Raw genomic sequence first — 14616 nt, 5'->3', positions numbered from 1 at the left:
ACTAAATGCGAGGTGTGGGACAGTTGGATCAAGTTAGTTTATCGGAGTTCAAAAAGCAATTCCCGATTTTTAAAGATGTACCGGACAGTGAGTTTCTTTATCGTAATGGCAAATGGTTCATATCGTTAAAAGCGACAAAACAGCTTGCGTATCAACACAAAAACAAAGAGTTAATCAAATTCATTAGCGGAGTGGAGGGAAAACAGAAATGAACCCACAAGTTTTTAATTATGGGAAAACACAGATAAGAACAGTTGTTCAAAACGGGGAAGTTTTATTTGTTGGTAAAGATGTTTGTGATGTCCTTGAAATCAAAAACAGCCGAGACGCTTTGGGTCGATTAGATGAAGATGAAAAGGGTGTAGTTTCAATCGACACCCCTGGCGGAAAGCAACAAATGTTATGTGTTAACGAAGCTGGTCTCTACAGTTTGATTTTAGGCAGCAGAAAACCAGAAGCAAAACAGTTCAAGCGTTGGGTGACACATGAAGTCCTCCCAACCATCCGCAAAACGGGCGGATATGTCGCGAACGAGGACATGTTCATCAATACGTATCTTCCGTTTGCTGATGACCAAACCAAACTGATGTTTCGCGGTGTGCTGGAAACGGTGCGGCGACAAAACGAACAGATTGCCGCGATGAAGCCGAAGGTGGAGTATTTCGACGCGCTGGTCGATCGGAACCTTTTGACGAATTTCCGAGACACGGCGAAAGAGTTGCAGATTAAAGAACGTTTCTTCATCGACTGGCTACTGAAAAACAAATTCATTTATCGCGACCAGAAAAAGAAACTCAAACCGTACGCGGCATATGTGCCAGAGCTGTTTGAGCTGAAAGAATGGGAACGAAACGGACGAGCTGATGTGCAAACGCTGATTACACCAAAAGGGCGAGAGACGTTTCGATTGTTGCTACAGAAAGAGCAAACAGCGTGAAAGGAGGTGAGGGGAATGAACATTGAACAACGGATTGCTGAATTAGAAGCGCGTATCACCAAGTTGGAAAAAGAAGCCGCCGACAAGGCGACGGCTCCAAAATCAGTGTCTATTCAGCCACATTTACATGTTGATCCTTCGGCTGATTTCCAAAAGATAAGCCGAGAATTGCATCGCTATATAACACGAAATAAGCAAGTTTATACGAATTGTCGTTATTAGCATACGGTTTAATTGTTACATCTTTAAGTAACACGAAACTTTTGTCATTTACCATTCTCTTTACACCGTCCTCTATGTAAGAGGAGAGAAGAGAATCCCTTGCTTTCAAAATGACTTCATGCAAGGAATAGACTGGATCAAATTCATCATCTGGTGGATTATATAAACTTCCTGAGACTACACCGAAATGCGTAAAAAACAGAATTTCAGTATTAGGGTCGATGCTCACGTCTTTAATTTTCCCATTTTTCAATCCTTCGATGGAATTTACAAAGACCCTAGCTGTCAATGCCTTTAGATCTACACGTTCCTGTAAAAGGGCAGGAATTTCATTCATGGTTTTTTTGTCCATCGTATTATCACCTCCTTCCATCATCCTATTTCGATGATAAGGAGGAAAATCCTGCAATAGTGGACGGTATGAAAGGGAGTGAATTTAAAGTGGAAGTGAAAGTGAAGATATCTTGCCCGAACGTAGAAGAAGCAAAACGGATTGTTGAACAACTATTGGAAATCGAAAAAGAGCACAGCACACGCTGCACTCTTTTTGTGGAAGTTGAAATTAATTAACTCGGAATAACGATAAGTATTCAATATCAGACGATTCAAGCCATACGATATTGTTTTTACCGACAAACGAAAGTATTCCTTTAGATGGAAGTATAAAGTTTTCAAAGTCAGTGTTTTTAGACACAGAGCTGTCGGATTGACTTATGCGATTGATTGATACTAAATCGGCAACAGCAACAACTTTTCCAGATTTTAAAACAACTTCTGCATTCCAACTCATTTGAATTCACCTCCTTCCATCGAGTCAATTCGACGAGAAGGAGGAAAATCCTGCGACAAAACAGCGTGAAAGGGGGTGAGAGGGATGACAAGAGAGCAAATCGCGTCTTTAGTTAAGCAACTTCAAGGACTTAAAAAATACGAGTGGGAAAGAATTGCGCAACAAGTCAACCTATATTTTGCATTAAAAGCCGCCAAGCTGGAGCTTGACGACTCTGAGGAATTGAAAAGAAACCTTGAAGTTGAGTTCAACTTACGCCGTTATTCAGATAAGACTAAATAACTTTATTCGCTAACGACTTGAATGAAAATAGGGCTGATTCGATAGTCTTTCCCTTTATAGTGAATGCTCACATAGTCCAATTGATACATGGTGTGTTCATCTTTTTTATTAGGGCTCCAAATCTCAGCGTTTTCTTCCCACCAAACGGAGGGGCTGACCATGCGCGGACCCATCAAGCATGTATCATCGGACGATAGATCAACCCATTCGCCAAGAAGATTAGCATATATCTTCTTCAAGGTTACTCACCTCCCTTCCATAAATATTTCAACACGAAGGGAGAAAAACCTTCAATGAAATAACGGACAATCGATAACACATACACATAGTAACAGGGGAGGTGATCAGGTGATAAAAATTCCTGCTGAAAAATTGGCAAATGCAGTCATTAAACATTTACTTCCTGGTCTAATTCGTCATCTTTCAGAACAAAAGAAGGAGGTGACCGCAAATGATCAGCGACCATATCAAACGCACAACGCGTGAAATTGACGCGTTTCTTGAAAACTACACGCTCGGCACGCTCATTGTTGATGGCGACACTGTTTCTCTTGAGACAAAGAACGGCGAAATCAAGCTCGATGAAACATACATCATCGAAGTGTTCGATGGTGAGAAGTACCATCCGATCACATATGACAAGGCGCGGAATACGATGTCGAGCGACGGGTGGCCGTTGTACGCCGGGTTGGAAGCAAGAGCGAAGAAAAAGGAGGTGAAACAAGATGTCATTACCAAGTGCGTATGATTTCAAAACGCTTGACGAAGCAGTTGTGTTCTATACTCGTACGGTTGCAGCAGTTGTAAAAACGCGCGATAGAAGTTGGTACGACGAACTCATGCGGTTTAAGCGCGAGCTGCATGAGCGGATTGATCGTGAATATGATCCAACTGCCCTCTAGGGCTTCTTTTGGAAGAAAAATGGACAAGCGGGAGGTGAAAGAACATGGAATGCCCACGTTGCGGTGCGGAAGCCCATCGGGAAGTGGTGGAAATTGTCGAAGGGAAAGGCTACGTTTGGGAAGCAGAGTGCGAAGAGTGCGGTTGGGAAGATACGAAATACGAATTCTGAGCCTCAATTGAGGCATTCCTTTTGGTGAAAAAGTGGACAAGCAATAACACTCACCGAAATTGGTGAACGTTAAGGAGAGGAGAGAAAAGAATGAACGTTCTTGAGCAAGACAAAAAGTTAGCAGAGAAGCTATGGGAATGCGGCTGCATATACTTGGATCGTTCAAGAGTCGCGTGGGTAAGCGCTCGTTTTGATGATGCGGAGCGCTGGATGACGGAGTTTCAACGCTGCAAACGCGACTTGGACGAGCTGGTACGGAAGAAAGAGGAACATGACAGATTGATTGAGATCGTTGAAGCAATGCGTGAAAAAGGAATCGATATTGCGATAGTGATGAGAAAGGGGAATGAGTGATGGATCTTCACAATCTTCTCGATGAATTTGAGCATGCTTGTCGTGGTGGGGATTATGAAATTTCGAAGCAATTAAAAAAGGAGATTGTTAAGTTATTAGATTCCGAGGAAGAAAAAACAGCCGCTGTGCTTGCAGATTTATGCAGAAGAATCGATTGGTTAACACAAGAGTTGGAACGACAAAAATCATTCTGGATGCGCAAGTACGTGAATGAAAAGGAAAAAGCTGAAAAGTACAAGAGAGCGTTAGAAAACATTGAGGCTTTAGAGTTTTTCACAAACTTTAGTGATAAAGAAAAAATTGCTGCTGCTTTGTATCACGCTAAAAACGCATTGGAGGGGAATGAGTGATGAATATCGTCTTTTCAGCTAGTCGGCTAATGAAAGTTTCAGAGGTTCGGAGATTGTGCGAGGAAATGCGCGAGAATCCAACGTTATTGTTAGCGACTGAACTATACGCAAAGGAAGTGCTGTACAAGCAGTTTCTCGTGAAAAAGAAAAAGCTAGCTTGAAAGCTAGCAGAACCCGAACCATATATGATTGTACCACATTTCACTCGACAGGTCTAGCGCCTGTCGTCAGGTGCAGGAGCGCTGAGAGTCACCCATCCCCCGTTCAGCGTTCTTGCGCTTGACGATGTGCGTTAGCACATCTACTACATACTATGCGAAAGGAGGCGAAAAGGCATGCGAGACTTAGAACATCCAGCCATTACTCGTACGTTGCAGACAGGCTACCCGCATCAGATTGAATCAGAACATTGGGGTGTAGATGCTTGCGGCGATGAAATTTTGTATGGCGATACAATATACGAGTTTCCAGACGGGGAAATCGTGCTCGAGGAAAACATTCACGAGTATCTCATCCACGTGTTAGGCGCAACACGCAAAATCGCCGAATGAAAAACGCCTCACTGGAGGGAGTGAGACGTTTCGGAAAAGGTGGTTCTTTACTTGAACAAGTTACTTACATAGTACAAGAATCACCGCGAAAAATCAAATGGAGGGATGGAAATGGCTGTTGTTTTTGCAAACACAAATGAAATGAGCCATGAGGAATGGCTGTCAGCGCGACGCAATGGAATTGGCGGAAGCGACGCCGCAGCGATTGCAGGATTGAACAAATGGAAATCACCTATTGCAGTGTATCTCGAAAAGACGGGACAAGCACCAGAAGAAAGTGTGAGCAACGAGGCAGCGTATTGGGGCACGATGCTTGAAGACGTGGTCGCTCAAGAATTCAGCAAACGCACGGGATTGAAAGTACGACGGAAAAACGCCATCCTTCAACACCCCGAACATTCGTTTATGCTAGCGAACGTTGATCGGCTCATTGTTGGTGAAAAAGCAGGGCTTGAATGTAAAACAGCGAGTGAACATCTAAAAAGCGAATGGAGAGACGATGAGGTTCCAGCGCAGTATCTCATTCAATGCCAGCATTACATGGCCGTCACTGGTTTTGATTCTTGGTGGATTGCGGTTCTCATTGGTGGAAATAAGTTCATTTACAAGAAAATTGAGCGAGATGAGGAGATTATTCAGTATCTCATCGAGATTGAATCGAACTTCTGGAACAATCACGTATTGAAGAAAAATCCTCCTATGTTCGACGGTTCAGATGCTTCAAGTGATTTACTGAAAGCTCTCTATCCTACAGCAAAATTTGACGAGGAAATTGAATTACCGCCTACTGCTCAAGAACTGATCTCCAAGTATGAACAGGCAAAGCAGGAGGAAGAGGAAGCTGTCACACGCCGAAAAGAGGCGGAAAATCAACTCAAATCCATGCTAGGAGACTATGAAAGAGCGTTTGCTGGAGAGCGAATCATCACATGGAAAAACGTTGTGAGTCATCGTGTGGATACCAAACTACTTAAAGCTAAGTATCCGCATATTTATCAAGAGGTTGCTAAAGAATCAGTGGCGCGACGATTTTCAATTAAATAGGGGAGGTTATAGAAATGGCAACAAACCAAACGCTAAAAAATCAACTTGCAAACAAAGCAAAAAACACGGAGGCAGCGCCTCCTTCCCCAGCTCAAACAATTGCGGCTTATCTCAAAAAGATGGGTCCGGAGATTGAAAAGGCTCTTCCAAAGCACATGGATGCCGATCGCATGGCACGAATCGCTCTTACAACTATCCGGACGAATCCTAAACTGCTTGAATGTTCTGTTCCGTCGCTTCTCGGTGCAGTGATGCAGGCGGCGCAGCTCGGTCTAGAGCCTGGGCTTGTCGGACATTGTTATTTAGTTCCGTTCAAGAACGGGAAAACAGGCCAATCCGATGTGCAATTCATTATCGGATACAAAGGAATGATTGATTTAGCGCGGCGTTCCGGCCAAATCGAAAATATCTACGCGCATGCGGTGTACTCAAATGACGAATTTGACTATGAACTAGGCCTCGAACCGAAATTGAAGCACAAACCTTACATGAATGGAGATCGCGGAGAGTTCATCGGCGTGTATGCCGTGGCGCATTTCAAGGGCGGTGGCTATCAATTCGAATTCATGCCAAAAGAGGAGATTGAAAAACGTCGCAAACGCAGTAAGGCGGCGAACGCTGGTCCGTGGGTAACGGACTACGAGGAAATGGCTAAAAAGACGGTCATTCGTCACATGTGGAAGTACTTGCCGATTTCGATTGAGATTCAGCAACAAGCCGCGCAAGACGAAGTGGTTCGCAAGGATGTGACGGCAGAGCCAGAACCAGTCGAATACATCGAAGCCGAAGCGTTCGAGGTGCCGATGGAGTCCGAGGCGTCCGAGGCGTCGCAACAAGAGGAGATCGTCTTCGATGCTAAATAACGAAGCATATTATAAAGTCCTCCTCCCGCGCTGGATTTGGGAGGAGGCGAAAGACAAAGAACACTTTAAACAGCTTGTACTATATGCGGCGGTATCCACATTATACCGTGAAAAGCGTAAAAGATGGGTTTGTGATTTGCGTTAGGAAAGGGTGACAGCATGAGTATTTTCCGCGTTGAAAAGAAAGAAAACTACGTGGTTTTGGATAAGGGTTTTTTAAACGATAAACGATTATCTTGGCAAGCTAAAGGGCTTCTGGCATATATGCTCTCAATGCCAAATGATTGGGTCTTCCGCATCGACGATCTAAAGAAAAGAAGTGCAAATGGGCGGGACTCTACCAAAAACATCATTAAGGAATTGCAAGAACACGGCTACATCATTAAGGAACAGACAAGGGAACAAGGGAAATTTTCAAACAATCAATACATCGTACTTGAACGTCCGGTTTCACCGTTGACTGAAAATCCGTCGACGGATAATCCGTTAACGGAAAAACCGTCGACGGAAAACCCGTCACTACTAAATAATAAAGAACTAAATAATAACTTACTAAGTAATAAAGAAAATAATGTAGTAGTAGTAAACGCTCATCGCTTCTATCAAGAAAACTTTGGTGTAGAAAGTCCTTTTGTATCAGAGTGCATCGATCAATGGATAGATGACGTTGGAGACGAGATTGTCATCGAGGCTATGAAACGAGCACTTAAACAACAAAAGAAATGGAATTACGCAGAGGGGATACTTCGCGAGTGGGTACAAAACAATCTGCGCACGATAGAAGATATTGAAGCCTACGAGCGAGAGTTTCATAGAAAGCGAGAAGGAGTGAACGATCGTGAGGTTCGCAAGCATCGCCGAGGTGTTAGCCGATCTTCAAAAGAAGGCGGAAAATCATATGAACAAGCTCTCCGAGAAGCCGAAGAGGCAAGAAGAGCATGGGGATGGAAGGGATGACTATGAGTGCCCGCAATGCAAAGATACAGAGTTAATTATCAAGCGTGACGAACAAGGAAATGAGATAGCTGTTTTTTGCGAGTGTCGGGAGCGAAAAGCTTGGAAACGGCGGTTCAAGCAGGCACTCATCCCAGACGAGTTTGTACACGCGAATTTCGAGAACTTCAAACGAGCGACGCAGTACCAGCAATCCATGTACGGTATGACGCTTGAGTATTTGAACGAATTCAAGAAGGATGGCGGAGAAAAGGTGATCTCGAAACACAATTTAGGTTTTATTGCGGTCTTCGGCGAACAACGATTGCGAGACCTTCCGCCTCATGAACGTGCGCCGATGAAGCAGAAGCATAACAATTTCGGTGTTGGCAAAACTCATTTGCAAATTGCGCTGGCTAAACGGCTCATTAAGGACGGATTCAATGTACTCGTCGTTTCAGATGTCACATTCATGGACGAACTGATCCAAGCTAGGATGATGAACGATGAAGGGGAGACGCTGAACAAACTGCTATACGGAGCAATCAACGCGGATGTGCTCGTCTGGGACGATATCGGAAAAGCCAAATGGAGCGAGGCAAAAGAGGCACTCTATTATCAGATTATCAACGAGAGATACAGAAAGCAAAAGCCAATCGTGTTCAATTCTAACGAAGATCGTGGAACATTAAGCGAAAAAATCGGGTATGCAGCTGCCAGTCGGTTGCTTGGACAATGTGGTTCATATCTCCTCGAAGTCGAAGGTGACGACTTCAGGCTACAGAAAAGTGGGTGATAAATGATGTGCCAAAAGTGTTACGGAAAAGGATATTCAGTCAAAGAAGTGATACCAGGAGCATTTGCTTTTACTCCTTGTGATTGTGAGTACGCAAAAATCGTTAGACAGCGAGCTGAAGAGAAAACGATCGAGTTTAAAAAAAGACTTCGTGAAGCGAAAGAACGATTGAAGATGGAGGTGAGTGGGTGATGGGTATTCTCTATGAGAAAATCACCTTCACGCAAGAGCTGAAAAAACAAATCATGATTCGTCAGTTGCTCGATGCTGGAATCCGCGAGCATGACGGCAAGCACGTGTCAGAACTCGACTACTACACATTGCAATGGTTGCTTGCGACTATGAAACTATGATATACGCTCATTTTTAGCCCACACGACGTTTTTTTGCGAGGGTAATAGAAAAGTACCCAAGGACGAGAAAAACGTCCCACAGAGCGAAATAAAGCGTCTAGCGAGGTGATAAGATGGACACGTGTTATCACGGGCGCATAAGGTGTTGGGAATGCGCGCGTACACAAGAATTGCAGGAACGGGTGCAGGAACTTGAACAGGCAATTAGAGAGGCGCTTGGGCGGATGAAGTATGGCGGCGCTGGGACACGGTCGTATGTGGAAGATGTATTGCGGAAGGCGTTAGGTGATGAAAAGTGACAAAATGGCGCGAGATACCTTTATACGACTGTTATGGGAATAAATTAGAAGAAGGGTGTCGAGCCGTCTTGTTTTCTGAACGCGGTATACATTATGAAGGGGAAATAAGAAAAATCGGTCGAAAACGTTAGTTTGTGGTGGATGAAGTTATGAGGATAGGCGGAATCGGGACTTGTTCTATAGCTAAATCAATAACTAACAACAACTAACTATAACTAACGGCGAGGAGAGATGGAGAAATGACGAAACAAACGGTATTAGAACATTTTGAAGAAACAGTTTCAAACGCAAAGGAACGTCTTAAAAAACTAATTGAGAGTGCAGGAAAATATGGACTTGATACTTTCGTGGCAGGTTTAGCAACTGCGGTTGAAATACTCGAGGAGGAAGAGGTTGAGAAACTCGAAAAGATGTTCCAAATGCAACAAGCATTGGACGAACGTATCATCGCTGAATGCAACATCGAAAAAACACTTGATGAATGGGTAGTCGCTATCACGATCGCGATGGAAAGTGAAATCGATGAGATTCGTCGAGAAGTGAATTGGAAATGGTGGAAGCAAGAGAAGGAAATTGACTTGAATCGGTTGCAAGAGGAAGTGATTGACCTTTGGCATTTTCTGTTGTCTTTGTCCCGAATGGTTGGGTTAGCGCCAGAAACGATTTTTGAGAAATACATGGATAAAAACAAAATCAATCATCAGCGACAAGAACAAGGATACTGAGGTGTAGCATGGCAACAAAGTACGGTTCAAAAAAGACAGAGGTTGACGGACATACATTCGATAGCAAGGCAGAAGCGCGATACTACGAGCAGCTAAAGTGGCTACTTGCGAATAAGGAGATTAGGTCGTTCAGACTCCAGCCGCGATACACGCTGTTGGAGTCATTCAAGAAAAATGGCAAGACGTTTCGCAAAACAGAGTACATCGCGGACTTTGAAATCACACATTTGGACGGCTCGATTGAAGTCGTCGACGTGAAGGGGTACGAAACGCCCGTTTTCGCGCTCAAGCGTAAACTGTTTGAAAAACTATATCCCGATCACAAGTTGAGCGTCGTGACGTACAACAAAACACACGGCTGGATTGAATTGGACAAGCTTAAAAAGATACGGAAGAAGGTGAAAAAGAATGAGTAGGCTCACAAGTGTATCACCGTATCGACAATGGGATGTACGGTTCGGGACACGACCACACGGAATAGATACAACGGTACGGACGTATCAACTGACCCCAGAACAGTTAGAACGACTGCGGAACGGAGAGAGCATCGACGACATTTTAAAAGATTGCAAGAGTGTGAAGGAGGAAAAGGACATGTCTAACAAAAAAATCGATCTGACGGTTGAGGAATACGTTGAAATGAACAAGAAAGGGATGACAGATACGGAAATCGCACAAGCGAAAGGTATCACAAAACAGCAGTTGTATTCTTGGAAATACTTCAGAAAAGGGCACATAAAGAGGCTTTTGGAACAAAGTGAAGCAGAGCAACAAGCAACTGAACAGATTCAACAAGCACAACAAGAGGTTGCAGCGACTGCCGTTGAAACGGAATCCGAAAGACAAGAATCGACTGTCACAGAGGAAATTGACGATAAAGGCATTGAATGGCTCAAGCGTGAGGTGATTCATGCACACAAAATGCTGACGGAGAAGGAACAGGAATGTGAAGAAAAACAACACATGCTTGAAGCTGTACTAGCTCGCAACGAGGAATTGCACAAAGAAGTACTTACGTTAGAAAACGAGATTGCTAGATTGAAAGAACTTGTGCAAGAGTTGACGAATCGAAATGAGCGCTACCATGATACAACACTTGAAAATGAACGCGAACTGCGAGCCTTACGTATGTATGCGCTACACAAGTTACAAAAGGATGTGTATGGTGCGTGAAGCGCAGAAAAAGAAAACGGAAAGGCTATCTGTTGTTTCGGATTGAGGACGGACAAAAAGTATGGCTATATGAAGAATTGCAGAAATGTGAGTTGAACAGCCGAATTCGAAAAGGTTGGAAGGTGATTCGATGAAGAAGCCGAGCGCTGGCGCAACGATCCACAAAACTGGGGAGCTTGCTGCAAATGGCCGTATGAGGATGAATTGCCGTTTTAGGAGGGTGGGATATGGTAATGAGAAAACATGGAGATAAGGTTGAAGTTAGTTTCAATATTCAACTTCCTGTTAATGTGTGTAGTAAATGTCGCGCAGAATTCATTTTATTTTATGTATCTTCTAATGAGGTGTGGAAGCAATTAGCGAATGGATTCGGAATACTTCATTGCCCTTACTGTGGAGAAAAAGTGGAACATGTTTATGACGCAAAGTGATTCACACAAGAATTCAACGGTATGGTTGGTTTCGAATTCTTTGAAGATTGAATTGAAGATTGAAAAGGGTCAACAATGTTCAGTAAAAAAAGCCAGGACTTCTCCCGGCTAACAGCTCAATATAAGTATAACACGGGAGTGGTCCGATGGAGGAACTTTTAAAAGAATATAAACAAACGTTGAAACAAACAAAAAAACTACTCGAACGCGCACCAGAACAAGATAAAACCATCATTCGTCAAATGATCGCCGACCTTGAATTCGTTATCGAGTGGCTCACGACCGGACGACGTCCTGGTCATAAACGTGGCATCGAGCGACGCGCGGCTTATCAACGCGAGAAACTTTTTGACCCGTTGTTGATGCAGAAATATTTTCGTTCAACGGAACCAATTTACGAATGGGACGATCACGAAAGGGAAAGCGTCATTACGAGTTGGGATCGGGAAAGAATTGAGGATGCTTTGTCGGTGCTCACCGAACGAGAACGAGAAGTGTATTTGATGTCACGTGGATATTGCCTCACATATGGCGAGATTGCGAACTATCTATGCATATCGTCCAGTAGTGTACAAACAATGATTGAACGCGCTGAAAGAAAAATTAAAAAACGCATAAACGAAAGCCTCTTCTGCATGTGTAGCTGAAGAGGCTTTTTTTGTCGTATAAATGCCACTAATATGTAGAACGACGTTTTCCTCCTTTCATGAGTGCCTAGTCAAAAGCTAGGCACTTATTTTATGCATGAGGTGATGAGGATGTATAAATTACGCGATCATTTATCGGATGATGAAATAAAAAAATTAAAGGTGAAGAAGAAAAAAGATAAATTGTCTATGCGTGATGTGATGGAGTTGATGGGTGTGAATCGTCCGACGTACAAACGAGTGCGTGGGGCGATTCGACGCAAATAATGTCGATATTTGACGAACGAATGTTGTAGGAAGATGCCTCCTTTTGTCGTAGATATTATTATAAAAAATATTTGCGTGAGATGGAGGCGTCAGTATTGAAAAGAATCTATTTGATAACTTTAATTTTTTCTATGTTTGTATTTTTAGCAGCTTGTGGTAACAATAATGAAAAAGAGCTCAATGCGGCTGAAACAAACGCATCTGAAAACATTAACAAGGATGATTCTATTTCTGTAGATAAAAACTTATTGGATGTCGAAGTTACTCTTCCAGCCTCTTTATTTGAAGGACGAGATATTGATGAAGTCGTAGCTGAAGCTGAGGGAGACGGGATCAAAGAAGTTATAAAAAATGCTGATGGGTCTTTGACGTATAAAATGACGAAGGCTAAACATAAGGAATTAATAGGTGAATTAGAGAATGGAATCAAGAAAACAATTGACGAATTAAAAAGAGATAAGAGTTTGATTGTAATTCAAGATATCACGTATAATGACAATTTTTCAGAATTCAACATGAGTGTTGATGTATCATCATCTGAAAATAGTATGTATGGTCTAGCTGCCATCGGGTTGGGAATAAGTGGTATGTACTACCAAGTTTTCAACGGCGTCAAGGACTTCAAAGTAACTGTAAATATAAAAAATGCAAGTACAGGTGAAATTTTAGATACATTTGTATACCCGGATATTCTTAACAATTGAGTGATGAGCATCTCTTATAATGGGATGCTCTTTTGTTTTTTGCAAGCTGGGGAGGTGTTGTGATATGGCACAGTTGACAGAAAAACAAAAACGTTTTGCAGATGAGTATTTAATTGATCTTAATGCCACTCAAGCTGCGATTCGGGCTGGTTATAGTCCGAGGTCGGCAGCTGAACAAGCTTCACGTCTGTTAAAAAATGCTAAGGTTCGCGCGTATATAGACGAACGAATGGCGGAACTGTCGAGGCGGACAGGCGTCAACCAAGAGCGCATTTTACGTGAGTTGGCTCGTATTGCATTTGTGAACGCTCCTGAGTTAATCAATATGGAAGATGCTACAATACGCGAAGATGCTACGATTGACGATATGGCTGCCATTGCAAGTGTAAGAGTGAAAGTGATTCCAACGGAGAACGGACAAGGAATTGAGCGAGAAATTCGTTTGGCCGATAAAATCCGCGCCTTAGATTTACTTGGCAAACGCTTCGCGATGTGGACGGAGCGCCAGCAGATCGACGCGAATTTTGGTGTTCAAATTATCGACGATGTTGGTGGGACTGATGAAGAAGATTAGATTGTCTGAAGTATTTACGCCAACGTTTCAAAAAGTATGGGCACTGGTGAAAGAACAGCGTTATTTGCGTTATGTGTTGAAAGGCGGCCGCGCAAGCGCGAAGTCTACACATATCGCCATGATGGTGTTGTTGCTAGTGATGCGGTATCCGATTACAGCACTTGTTGTACGTAGAGTCGGGAACACGCTCGCTGATTCGGTGTTGGAACAGTTGAAAGAAGCGATGGAAATACTAGGTGTCACTGAGTATTTTCAGATCACCGTGAACCCAATGCGGATCACGTATCTACCGCGAGGAAACCGTATTTTGTTCCGTGGTGCTGATGATCCGCAAAAAATCAAATCGATTAAAGCGTCGCGCTTTCCGTTGGCCGTGATGTGGATTGAGGAGCTCGCCGAGTTCAAGACAGAAGAAGAAGTATCTGTTATCGAAAAGTCTGTGCTGCGCGGAGAGCTTCCAGACGGATTGCGGTACACGTTTTTTTACAGTTATAACCCGCCGAAGCGAAAACAGTCATGGGTCAACCAAAAGTACGAGACGCAATTCATTCCTGAGAACACATTCGTTCATCACTCCACGTATTTAGACAACCCATTTTTGTCGAAAGACTTCATCGAAGAAGCCGAACACACGAAGCGAACGAATGAGATGAAGTACCGTCATGAATATCTTGGTGAACCAATTGGTAGTGGCGTTGTTCCATTCGACAACTTGGTGTTCCGAACCATTACAGATGACGAGATGAAGAGATTTGATAACATCCGACAAGGCATCGACTGGGGATATGGTGTGGATCCGTTTGCGTTTGTGCGTTGGCACTACGATAAGACACGAAGAATCATTTATGCCATCGATGAAATATACGGTGTGAAGCTGTCGAATCGTGAAGCAGCTGAAAAAATCAAAGCAAAAAACTATCATCTCGAACCGATTATTGCGGATAGTGCCGAACCGAAATCGGTTGATGAGATGAAGAAAGAGCACGGCATTCCGCGAATTAAAGGCGCTAAGAAGGGATCGGGAAGTGTGGAATACGGTGAGAAGTGGCTAGATGATTTAGAAGCGATTGTCATTGATCCAAAACGTACACCGAATATTGCGCGGGAATTTGAGTCGATTGACTATCAGGTGGACGCAGACGGCAATCCGAAACCGAAGTTGGAAGATAAAAATAATCATACCATCGATGCGACTCGGTACGCGTTTGAAGATGATATGAAACGTCCATCGGTATCGATATTGAAATAG

31 protein-coding genes are annotated in these 14616 nt (G+C 43.3%); 28 read left to right on the top strand and 3 right to left on the bottom strand.

Annotated elements, in window-relative coordinates; translation table 11 throughout:
* Positions 1 to 23: 23 nt before the first annotated feature.
* Positions 24 to 212, top strand: a complete 189-nt coding sequence (locus HNQ82_RS06065; protein ID WP_183248042.1) for a hypothetical protein — start codon at positions 24 to 26, stop codon at positions 210 to 212.
* Positions 209 to 937 (top strand): BRO family protein, encoded by a 729-nt coding sequence (locus HNQ82_RS06060; protein WP_183248040.1) that lies wholly within the window; start codon positions 209 to 211, stop codon positions 935 to 937. The genes HNQ82_RS06065 and HNQ82_RS06060 overlap by 4 nt, the downstream gene beginning before the upstream one ends.
* A gap of 109 nt (positions 938 to 1046) precedes the next feature.
* On the opposite strand, the gene HNQ82_RS06055 is transcribed toward HNQ82_RS06060, so the two are convergent.
* Positions 1047 to 1511, bottom strand: a complete 465-nt coding sequence (locus HNQ82_RS06055) for a hypothetical protein (RefSeq protein WP_183248037.1) — start codon at positions 1509 to 1511, stop codon at positions 1047 to 1049.
* A 59-nt stretch (positions 1512 to 1570) separates the two neighbouring features.
* Between HNQ82_RS06055 and HNQ82_RS06050 the strand changes: the two genes are divergently transcribed.
* Complete coding sequence (locus HNQ82_RS06050) at positions 1571 to 1729, top strand: hypothetical protein (protein ID WP_183248035.1); 159 nt, start codon at positions 1571 to 1573, stop codon at positions 1727 to 1729.
* On the opposite strand, the gene HNQ82_RS06045 is transcribed toward HNQ82_RS06050, so the two are convergent.
* Positions 1722 to 1949, bottom strand: a complete 228-nt coding sequence (locus HNQ82_RS06045; protein WP_183248033.1) for a hypothetical protein — start codon at positions 1947 to 1949, stop codon at positions 1722 to 1724. The genes HNQ82_RS06050 and HNQ82_RS06045 overlap by 8 nt on opposite strands.
* A gap of 84 nt (positions 1950 to 2033) precedes the next feature.
* Between HNQ82_RS06045 and HNQ82_RS06040 the strand changes: the two genes are divergently transcribed.
* Positions 2034 to 2231 (top strand): hypothetical protein, encoded by a 198-nt coding sequence (locus tag HNQ82_RS06040; protein ID WP_183248031.1) that lies wholly within the window; start codon positions 2034 to 2036, stop codon positions 2229 to 2231.
* Between the two features lie 2 nt (positions 2232 to 2233).
* Here the strand turns inward: HNQ82_RS06040 and HNQ82_RS06035 are convergent, their stop codons facing one another.
* Positions 2234 to 2470: a hypothetical protein gene (locus HNQ82_RS06035; RefSeq protein WP_183248030.1), complete on the bottom strand. Its 237-nt coding sequence runs from the start codon at positions 2468 to 2470 to the stop codon at positions 2234 to 2236.
* Between the two features lie 109 nt (positions 2471 to 2579).
* On the opposite strand from HNQ82_RS06035, the gene HNQ82_RS06030 reads away from it, so the two are divergent.
* From HNQ82_RS06030 to HNQ82_RS05920, 24 genes are all read left to right on the top strand, one after another.
* Positions 2580 to 2717, top strand: coding sequence for a hypothetical protein (locus HNQ82_RS06030; RefSeq protein ID WP_183248028.1), 138 nt, complete (start codon positions 2580 to 2582; stop codon positions 2715 to 2717).
* Positions 2683 to 2979, top strand: coding sequence for a hypothetical protein (locus tag HNQ82_RS06025; protein ID WP_183248025.1), 297 nt, complete (start codon positions 2683 to 2685; stop codon positions 2977 to 2979). The genes HNQ82_RS06030 and HNQ82_RS06025 overlap by 35 nt, the downstream gene beginning before the upstream one ends.
* Complete coding sequence (locus HNQ82_RS06020) at positions 2957 to 3133, top strand: hypothetical protein (RefSeq protein ID WP_183248023.1); 177 nt, start codon at positions 2957 to 2959, stop codon at positions 3131 to 3133. The genes HNQ82_RS06025 and HNQ82_RS06020 overlap by 23 nt, the downstream gene beginning before the upstream one ends.
* Positions 3134 to 3177: 44 nt before the next feature.
* Entirely contained in the window at positions 3178 to 3303 is a 126-nt protein-coding gene (locus HNQ82_RS14670) for a hypothetical protein (RefSeq protein WP_281380801.1), read from the top strand.
* A 90-nt stretch (positions 3304 to 3393) separates the two neighbouring features.
* A complete protein-coding gene (locus HNQ82_RS06015; RefSeq protein ID WP_183248021.1) occupies positions 3394 to 3657 on the top strand; it encodes a hypothetical protein in 264 nt (87 codons plus the stop codon).
* On the top strand, positions 3657 to 4007 hold the full coding sequence (locus tag HNQ82_RS06010) for a hypothetical protein (protein ID WP_183248018.1): 351 nt from the start codon (positions 3657 to 3659) through the stop codon (positions 4005 to 4007). Before HNQ82_RS06015 ends, HNQ82_RS06010 begins: the two co-directional genes overlap by 1 nt.
* The gene (locus HNQ82_RS06005) at positions 4004 to 4168 is read left to right on the top strand and encodes a hypothetical protein (RefSeq protein ID WP_183248246.1); all 165 of its coding nucleotides are present in this window, start codon (positions 4004 to 4006) and stop codon (positions 4166 to 4168) included. Before HNQ82_RS06010 ends, HNQ82_RS06005 begins: the two co-directional genes overlap by 4 nt.
* A gap of 174 nt (positions 4169 to 4342) precedes the next feature.
* Positions 4343 to 4558, top strand: a complete 216-nt coding sequence (locus HNQ82_RS06000) for a YqaI family protein (RefSeq protein WP_183248016.1) — start codon at positions 4343 to 4345, stop codon at positions 4556 to 4558.
* A gap of 111 nt (positions 4559 to 4669) precedes the next feature.
* Positions 4670 to 5602, top strand: coding sequence for a YqaJ viral recombinase family nuclease (locus tag HNQ82_RS05995; RefSeq protein ID WP_425486243.1), 933 nt, complete (start codon positions 4670 to 4672; stop codon positions 5600 to 5602).
* Between the two features lie 14 nt (positions 5603 to 5616).
* Complete coding sequence (recT, locus tag HNQ82_RS05990) at positions 5617 to 6465, top strand: recombination protein RecT (RefSeq protein WP_183248013.1); 849 nt, start codon at positions 5617 to 5619, stop codon at positions 6463 to 6465.
* 159 nt (positions 6466 to 6624) lie between these two features.
* Complete coding sequence (locus tag HNQ82_RS05985; RefSeq protein WP_183248011.1) at positions 6625 to 7422, top strand: DnaD domain protein; 798 nt, start codon at positions 6625 to 6627, stop codon at positions 7420 to 7422.
* Positions 7364 to 8194, top strand: a complete 831-nt coding sequence (locus HNQ82_RS05980; protein ID WP_183248008.1) for an ATP-binding protein — start codon at positions 7364 to 7366, stop codon at positions 8192 to 8194. The genes HNQ82_RS05985 and HNQ82_RS05980 overlap by 59 nt, the downstream gene beginning before the upstream one ends.
* Before the next feature lie 3 nt (positions 8195 to 8197).
* Entirely contained in the window at positions 8198 to 8386 is a 189-nt protein-coding gene (locus HNQ82_RS05975) for a hypothetical protein (RefSeq protein ID WP_246348925.1), read from the top strand.
* Positions 8386 to 8547: a hypothetical protein gene (locus HNQ82_RS05970; protein WP_183248005.1), complete on the top strand. Its 162-nt coding sequence runs from the start codon at positions 8386 to 8388 to the stop codon at positions 8545 to 8547. Before HNQ82_RS05975 ends, HNQ82_RS05970 begins: the two co-directional genes overlap by 1 nt.
* A gap of 113 nt (positions 8548 to 8660) precedes the next feature.
* The gene (locus HNQ82_RS05965; protein WP_183248003.1) at positions 8661 to 8846 is read left to right on the top strand and encodes a hypothetical protein; all 186 of its coding nucleotides are present in this window, start codon (positions 8661 to 8663) and stop codon (positions 8844 to 8846) included.
* Between the two features lie 239 nt (positions 8847 to 9085).
* The gene (locus HNQ82_RS05960) at positions 9086 to 9571 is read left to right on the top strand and encodes a dUTPase (RefSeq protein ID WP_183248001.1); all 486 of its coding nucleotides are present in this window, start codon (positions 9086 to 9088) and stop codon (positions 9569 to 9571) included.
* A gap of 8 nt (positions 9572 to 9579) precedes the next feature.
* The gene (locus tag HNQ82_RS05955; protein WP_183247999.1) at positions 9580 to 9987 is read left to right on the top strand and encodes a DUF1064 domain-containing protein; all 408 of its coding nucleotides are present in this window, start codon (positions 9580 to 9582) and stop codon (positions 9985 to 9987) included.
* The gene (locus HNQ82_RS05950; protein ID WP_246348924.1) at positions 9980 to 10744 is read left to right on the top strand and encodes a hypothetical protein; all 765 of its coding nucleotides are present in this window, start codon (positions 9980 to 9982) and stop codon (positions 10742 to 10744) included. The genes HNQ82_RS05955 and HNQ82_RS05950 overlap by 8 nt, the downstream gene beginning before the upstream one ends.
* Before the next feature lie 227 nt (positions 10745 to 10971).
* Positions 10972 to 11175, top strand: a complete 204-nt coding sequence (locus tag HNQ82_RS05945; protein WP_183247997.1) for a hypothetical protein — start codon at positions 10972 to 10974, stop codon at positions 11173 to 11175.
* Positions 11176 to 11321: 146 nt separating this feature from the next.
* Positions 11322 to 11822 (top strand): sigma-70 family RNA polymerase sigma factor, encoded by a 501-nt coding sequence (locus tag HNQ82_RS05940; RefSeq protein ID WP_183247995.1) that lies wholly within the window; start codon positions 11322 to 11324, stop codon positions 11820 to 11822.
* A 111-nt stretch (positions 11823 to 11933) separates the two neighbouring features.
* Positions 11934 to 12089, top strand: a complete 156-nt coding sequence (locus HNQ82_RS05935; protein WP_183247994.1) for a hypothetical protein — start codon at positions 11934 to 11936, stop codon at positions 12087 to 12089.
* Between the two features lie 95 nt (positions 12090 to 12184).
* A complete protein-coding gene (locus HNQ82_RS05930; RefSeq protein WP_246348922.1) occupies positions 12185 to 12793 on the top strand; it encodes a hypothetical protein in 609 nt (202 codons plus the stop codon).
* A gap of 64 nt (positions 12794 to 12857) precedes the next feature.
* Complete coding sequence (locus HNQ82_RS05925) at positions 12858 to 13367, top strand: terminase small subunit (protein ID WP_183247991.1); 510 nt, start codon at positions 12858 to 12860, stop codon at positions 13365 to 13367.
* Positions 13354 to 14616, top strand: coding sequence for a PBSX family phage terminase large subunit (locus HNQ82_RS05920; protein WP_183247989.1), 1263 nt, complete (start codon positions 13354 to 13356; stop codon positions 14614 to 14616). The genes HNQ82_RS05925 and HNQ82_RS05920 overlap by 14 nt, the downstream gene beginning before the upstream one ends.

The organism is Anoxybacillus tengchongensis (assembly GCF_014201585.1).
In the GTDB taxonomy this organism is placed as follows: domain Bacteria; phylum Bacillota; class Bacilli; order Bacillales; family Anoxybacillaceae; genus Anoxybacillus; species Anoxybacillus tengchongensis.
The sequence above is the reverse complement of the archived record's forward strand: the minus strand, read 5'-3'. Positions and strand labels throughout refer to the sequence as shown.